At 67.7% G+C, this 6,285-nt stretch carries 7 protein-coding genes and 2 pseudogenes; 2 read left to right on the top strand and 7 right to left on the bottom strand.

What is annotated here, in order from left to right:
• Positions 1-694: 694 nt before the first annotated feature.
• The 3 genes from TR46_RS33990 to TR46_RS42830 form a co-directional block, all read right to left on the bottom strand.
• Positions 695-1,531 carry an alpha/beta hydrolase gene (locus TR46_RS33990; RefSeq protein WP_236655645.1) on the bottom strand — a complete coding sequence of 279 codons (837 nt, stop codon included), beginning with the start codon at positions 1,529-1,531 and terminating at the stop codon, positions 695-697.
• Between the two features lie 73 nt (positions 1,532-1,604).
• Complete coding sequence (locus TR46_RS45455; protein ID WP_369406024.1) at positions 1,605-2,090, bottom strand: nitronate monooxygenase; 486 nt, start codon at positions 2,088-2,090, stop codon at positions 1,605-1,607.
• A gap of 104 nt (positions 2,091-2,194) precedes the next feature.
• Positions 2,195-2,350: a VOC family protein gene (locus tag TR46_RS42830; RefSeq protein ID WP_161790251.1), complete on the bottom strand. Its 156-nt coding sequence runs from the start codon at positions 2,348-2,350 to the stop codon at positions 2,195-2,197.
• Between TR46_RS42830 and TR46_RS38575 the strand changes: the two genes are divergently transcribed.
• Positions 2,349-2,588, top strand: coding sequence for a hypothetical protein (locus TR46_RS38575; protein ID WP_052433343.1), 240 nt, complete (start codon positions 2,349-2,351; stop codon positions 2,586-2,588). The two genes, TR46_RS42830 and TR46_RS38575, sit on opposite strands and share 2 nt — an antisense overlap.
• Positions 2,589-3,095: 507 nt before the next feature.
• On the opposite strand, the pseudogene TR46_RS34000 reads toward TR46_RS38575, so the two are convergent.
• From TR46_RS34000 to TR46_RS34010, 3 genes and pseudogenes are all read right to left on the bottom strand, one after another.
• A pseudogene (locus TR46_RS34000) lies at positions 3,096-3,404 on the bottom strand (transposase); the annotation flags it as partial.
• A 113-nt stretch (positions 3,405-3,517) separates the two neighbouring features.
• Positions 3,518-3,766 carry a hypothetical protein gene (locus tag TR46_RS34005; RefSeq protein WP_042409939.1) on the bottom strand — a complete coding sequence of 83 codons (249 nt, stop codon included), beginning with the start codon at positions 3,764-3,766 and terminating at the stop codon, positions 3,518-3,520.
• Positions 3,767-3,855: 89 nt separating this feature from the next.
• Positions 3,856-4,377: a GNAT family N-acetyltransferase gene (locus tag TR46_RS34010; protein WP_042409962.1), complete on the bottom strand. Its 522-nt coding sequence runs from the start codon at positions 4,375-4,377 to the stop codon at positions 3,856-3,858.
• A gap of 503 nt (positions 4,378-4,880) precedes the next feature.
• On the opposite strand from TR46_RS34010, the pseudogene TR46_RS34015 reads away from it, so the two are divergent.
• Positions 4,881-5,531: pseudogene (locus TR46_RS34015) on the top strand (IS5 family transposase); the annotation flags it as partial.
• A gap of 95 nt (positions 5,532-5,626) precedes the next feature.
• Here TR46_RS34015 and TR46_RS34020 read toward each other — a convergent pair.
• Positions 5,627-6,175, bottom strand: a complete 549-nt coding sequence (locus tag TR46_RS34020; RefSeq protein ID WP_084719175.1) for a hypothetical protein — start codon at positions 6,173-6,175, stop codon at positions 5,627-5,629.
• Positions 6,176-6,285: the final 110 nt, after the last annotated feature.

Consider the following 6,285-nt stretch of genomic DNA (forward strand, 5'->3'; position numbering starts at 1 on the left):
GTCCAGGAGGCGGCACGTGGTGCAGGCCCGCAGGACGCCGCGGATCAGGCCGGACAGGATCGCAGCGCGGCTCGAGTCCGGGCGGCGCCCCGGCCCCCGTCGACCTATGGATGTGTGGTCTGCGGTGTGCAGGCGGGGTTCGCTCCGGCCGCGAGCCTCATTTCCTTCTTCTTTGCGTCCGCGCGGCCCGCGGCCCGCGCGGACGGCTGGTGTCCGGCTACGTGGCCTTGAGCCGCGGCCGACACAATAGATGTCACCAAGGGCAGACACGTTGTCGCGGGGCTGCCGGAAGGGGGCGGGCTAACCATCCCCCATCGAAGCCGCCGTGTAGCTCTGGCGACCGGCAGCCCCCTGAAGCCAGTCGTACCTGCCATCGCGGGTTGTGGCTGACCGGCGTCACGAAAATTGCGGCCGGACTGCGCCAGGACTCCCGCGACCTTCCGTGGGCACCGCCCCGTCTGGTACGGCTGTCAGTCGCGGCGCGGCTCACGGAGGGCTTGCGCACGTGGCCGATGACCGGAAGCCACGACAGCAATGCGACGAACGGAGTTGCCAGGATTGCCAACCAGATCGGTCCCTCGACGTAGAAGTTCATGAGGAACGCCGTCGGGAACGTGAAGCTTCGGCTCACGAAGCACGATAGGTGCCGCCAAGGAAGCGTGTTGACACAAGGACTGTGGGCTCCTGTCAGCGGTCAGGAGGTGAGTGCCGTGCGCAGGGTGGTGGCCATCAGATCGATGGCTTCCTTCCCGGCCGGTGCCGGGCCGGTGTGGGTGAAGTAGTGGTCGACACCCTCGAAGCAACGGTGGGTGACCGGAACGCCGGCGGCTTCCAGGGCCTTGGCGTACGCATCGCCCTCGTCGCGCAGGCGATCGTTCTCCGCGGTGATGACCAGGTCGGGCGGCAGCCCGGCGAGGTCGTCGGTCAGTCCGGGCGACACCAGCGGATGGGCGAGGTCGGCGGGATCAGGGACGTAGGCGGCGGTGAAGACCCGCATGAGCTGAGGGGTAAGCAGGGGCTTGACGATGGGTGACTGCTTGGTGGCCGGGTCGGCGAGCTGGTCGAGCGGTGCTGAGTCGATGATCTGGAGGCGGGGCGTGAAGGTGCCGCGGTCCCGAGCGGTGCGGCAGACCGCGGCGGTCAGGTTGGCCCCGGCGCTGTGTCCGCCCACGGCGAGTCGCGAACCGTCCCAGTTGTTGGCGGTGCCGTTCTCGGCCACCCAGGCGGTGACGTCGTACGCCTGGGTGACGGGTACGGGGTACGGCCGCTGTGGGGCGACGGCGTAGTCCACGTTGATCACCACGCAGTCGGCCGTGGCGGCTATGTAGCGGCAGATGTGGTCGTCCTGCTGGGGGCGGGTGATCACGAACCCGCCGCCGTGGAAGTTGACGTACACGGGGGCAGGGGCTGCGGGGGTGGCCGACGGGCGGTAGACGGTGCACGTCACCGGTCCGGCGCCGGTCTCCACCCGGATGGATTCCGTGCGTTTCGGGATGTCGGTGAAGCGCAGATCCTGGTGCACGCGGCTCATCATTCGGCCGAGCAGCAGCTGAACCCCTCTGGCCTGGATTCTGGCCCTGAATGACATGACTGGGACCCCATCGCTACAGACTTGAAGTATCAGGATTCCTGATAATGGAGGCTCGTCGCTGATCACGCAAGGGGCAACCGCGAGCCGACTGCCGAAGGCGGGATGGACGCTCCGGCCGTAGCGCCCCGCCTGTTCGTCCAGGCCCCGTGTGGCTCCGAGCCCACCTGGCTGCGTCCGTCGGAGGCAGCCAAGGCTGCAGCAGCGGCCTGAGCCCCGGTCGGGTCCGCTCTCCTGTTGTGCAGCAGCACGGTGCCGACCATGGCGGCCACCGCGCAGCGCGCAGCACGGTCGTCACGTCGGCGGCGGTGGCGATTCCGCCCGCGGCGATGACGGGCAGGGCGACGGCGTGGCGGACGACGGGGACCAGGCCGGGAAGCTGGACGGACTCTCGATCTTCGGTACTGGTGACAGAAAGGCTGCCGAATGAGCATCTGCGACAAGCCGAGTGCCTCGTTGGTGCCAACAAGGCTGCCTCGCCCCGTCCTGTCGGCCAGCTCATCCGGCTTCACCGGTGACAAGTACTGGGCTTCGGCTCAGCGGGTTGGCGGGTCTTGTTCACGTTAGTTGGCGGGAGGAGGCCCCTTCTCTAGTCGCGGAGAGTGATCATCGCCGAGCTGCGATGCAGAACGGGTGGCCGGCCGGATCGAGCATCACGATCAGCCCGCGTGCCCGATCGTTCGGCTGGTGCTGGGGTGTGGTGGCCCCGTGAGCGTGCAGTTGCTTTTTGGCGGAGTCGAGGTCGGTCACGAAGAAGTCCATGTGCATCTGTGGCAGCAGCTCCGGTGAGGGCCATGTCGGCGACGCCTACGTCCACGCCGACATGACCATCAAGGAGAAGGCACTCGCCCTCACCGCACCGGTCGCTGCCCGCCCGGGCCGCTATCAGCCCACCGACAAGTCCTCGCCTTCCTTGACCGCCTGTGACGTCGATCGGACTGGCTGCGAGGTGAGCCCGTTCGACGCCATCGCAGTCAGTCCTCCCACGGCCACCGGCTGAAGTGCCACCAACGACCGCACGGTGAAACGGTGTGTCTCAGGGCCGGGTGATCCAGAATTCTGCTGTCCAAGCGCCTGACGATGTGGGCGAGCTCGCGCGCGGACTTCGGAGGCAGGGCATGCATGGCGACCTCCAGGAGCTCCCGCCATTCGTCCGGCTCCGGCGGACAGCAGGACGGTTCGCCGCAGCCCGTGCGAACGTCAGGCGCACTCCGTCGCGGAGTACGCGCCACCTCAGTCCAGGCAGCCAGGGCTTTGCCCAGGTCGCCTGGCTCGAAGCGAGTTCGCTCCAAACGGATGATCTCAGCTTGCGCCGAGCCGGATACCCGACCGATCTTCGAATATCGCCCACGCTCAACCCCGAACCTCCGGCGGTCCGAGCGCAGGTCCGAAGGACGCCTACGCGGCATGGTCCTTTCGCTGCACTGTCATGGCACCAGTGTGTCAGAGGCCGAGCAGTCATTCAGCAGCAGGACGCCGCGACTATGCCGAACGATCAGCCCCATCACCGACTGCAACCAGCAGCGCTGACACCCTGCTCGGCATAGTCGCGGTGTCGGCATAGATCCACGATCAGAACACCGTCACCGGTGCCGAGGTGGTCCACGACGTAGCGGCGGACCTCGTCCCGCGCCGCAGCCGGGTCCCAGCGGGCACTGCGCAGCAGCCGCTGCATTGGACCGGGACGGCTATGGCCAGCGTGCTCCGCCAGCTGCCAGCAGTTCTTGCGCTCGGTCCCGGACAGCAGCCCGAGCAGATAAGCGCGGGCAGCGGCCCGAGGTTCCACCCGCCCGAACAGGCCCGCGATCCGAGCCATACCCTGGTCGAACAACGCCTGCCATCGAGCGGGGCTTACGCTATGGCCCGCGGCCACCGCACGATCTTCAAGAGTCCACACAACCCTTGATCATCTCGCGGTGGCCGCACGCATCAGGCGTCGTAGTACTCACCGTCGTCGCCCTGAACCCGCGCGCCCAGCGCCTTCGCCACCTCGCGCATCCTCGTGATCACCGCATCGCTCGGGTTCTTGGACACGATCCGCCCGACGTTCCACCACAGCGGAACCGCGCCGAGGCCGGGATCGGCAGCGACCACCGCTTCCCACTCCGCCACGCTGATGTCCTGGCCCTCTTCATCCCACCAATTCTCACGGCGGGTGATGTGCACGTCGTAGCCCATGGCCAGCAAGCGTAGGCCGCGAGACCGACATGATCGCGAAGTCACACTGGAGTACTAGTACTCCAGCAGGACTTCGATGTTTTGCCTGGTCAGGGGCTGCGTGGAGAGTGCGCCCGGCGCATCCAGGCCCGAGGCCACCGGTCCAGGCCATGTTCCGCTTCGCGCTCGCGGATCTGGCGAAGTCCAGGGGCGAGCTTGCTGTCGTCCAGGATTTGGAAGCCGCAGCGCGAATAATAGGGAGCATTCCACGGGACCTGAGCGAACGTGGTCAGGGTCAGGGCTGGCGTCCCCTCACGCGCGGCGTGATCTGCCAGATGGTCCAGGAGGGACATGCCGATTCCACGACGTGAACTGTCCGGATGCACCGAGACCTGTTCGACGTGGAGGTTGCCCTCGACACGGTCGGCGATCAGGTAGGCGACCGGGACGTCGGAGTCGGTGACAGCAACCCAGGCCAGCCGAGCGAGATGGTAGCGTGCGAGTTCGCCCAGTGGGAGCGGCTCATCATCGGCGATCTCCGGCATGCCGATGTCGCGGAAGCATTGACCGGCAGCCCTCTCGATCTCCTGCAGGAGAGGCAGTTCGTTCAGACCCGCGGCTCGAATATCCATGGGCACATGGTCCAAGGTCAGCCGAGCGAGGTCACGCAAATATCGGCCCGTGCTGTCGCGTCTCGTCGAGCGCGTCATGCTGATGCGCCTTTGACCAGCGAGGTGTCAGATCCGGGTGAGACACAGGTCACGGGCGGACGATCATGAGGTGGGAGGCAGGGTCCGACGGCATCGGTTGTCTTATCGATCGTGGCGGGTGCGTGGGCGCTGAGCTGTGGTGCGCCAGTTCCGTTTAGTGGCTGTTGTCGTTCCGATCTTGAGCGGTGTTGGTCGAACAGGGGTCTCGTTCGGGTGATCGCGGCCGGTGGCGGGCATGAAAGCAGGGCCTCTTGGTAGCTCGTTAGGTGTCTACGCCAACAAGCGATCCAGGAGGCCCTGTTGTCGCAGTCTTTCGCCCCGGCTGTGGCCGGTCCAGTCCGGTCACCCCGTCGTGTGACTGCCTCGCGCACCGGTTCGGGAATGCCGCCGACAACGGAACGCGTGAGCGCCGCTACCCCACCGACATGACGGACGTGCAGTGGGCAGCGGTCCGCCCGCTGCTGCCGGTGCCCGGCTGGCTGCAGGGACGCGGAGGACAGCCGGAGGCGTACTGCCACCGGGCGATACTCGACGCAGTCCACTACCTGGTCGACAACGGAACCAAATGGCGGGCCCTGCCGGCCGACTTCCCGCCGTGGGACCGGGTCTACGCCTTCTTCCGCCGCTGGCGCGACCACGGCCTGCTCACCGAGTTCCACGACCGGCTGCGCGGCCAGGTCCGCGAGAAGGCAGGCCGGGACCCGGAGCCCAGCGCCGGGGTGATCGACTCCCAGTCCGTCAAGGCGGACGCCGTCGTCGGCTCCGCCAGCCGCGGCTTCGACGGCGGCAAGCTGATCAACGGACGCAAGCGGCATGCGGTGGTCGACACCCTGGGCCTGCTGCTGGCCGTGCTGGTCACCCCTGCGGACACCGGCGACCGCGCCGCCGCGCAGACACTGCTCGCCCGGGTCACCGAAGCGCATCACCGGCTGGAGCTGGTCTGGGGCGATGGCGGTTACACCGGCAGCCTGATTGCCCACTGCCTGACCGCCCTGGCCCTGGTGCTGGCGATCGTCAAACGCAGCGACGACATGCGCGGCTTCGTGGTGCTGCCCAAACGGTGGATCGTGGAGCGGTTCTTCGCCCATCTGATGCGCACCCGCCGCCTGGTGCGCGACTTCGAACGAACCACCAGCAGCCGAGGCGATGGTCTACTGGTCGATGACCCTGCTCATGACCCGCCGCCTGGCCCGGCCACGCCCCGCGCGAGCGTGAACTGCCCCGGTTCGGACTCGGCCAGCCAGCCGCGGGCCACCAGCCGCTTCGCCTTGGACCGCAACGCCTCCACCTTCGCCGGCACCAGCTCCAACCCGAACGCTGCGGCCATCTCCTGGCAGGCCAGCGGGCCCCGACCGAGCCGCTCGTGGTCCGCTAGGACCTGCACGATGCGCTGGTAGTCCACCGACAGCGCCGACCATGCCAGCCCCGCACGCCACATCGGCACCATCGATCTCGGCTTCGCCGCAGCCTTCGGCGGCTCGGCCCGCACCAGCCGCGGATCTGGATCCCGCAGGTCCTGGGAGGAATCCGGGGCCGCGATGCCGTCACCGGCCGGATCCAGCACCTCGCCGACCCGCGAGCGGGCGATGACCCATTCCTTCCAGTCCTGCTCGGCCACCACCAACTCCGCCGCGATGCGGTCGGCCTCCTCCCGCAGTTCGTCCACACGACGCCGAGCAGTGACCTCACGCTGTTCCAACAGCCCCACGACCGACGGCATCCCGACCTCCACCGCAGCGACGACACGTCACGTCACCACTTCCACGGGACCGCCGAACCTACGCCCGACCAGCGAAAACGCACTCCTCAAGCCCGGAAAGAAAACAACTT

Origin of the sequence: Streptacidiphilus carbonis (assembly GCF_000787775.1) — a bacterium.
In the GTDB taxonomy this organism is placed as follows: domain Bacteria; phylum Actinomycetota; class Actinomycetes; order Streptomycetales; family Streptomycetaceae; genus Streptacidiphilus; species Streptacidiphilus carbonis.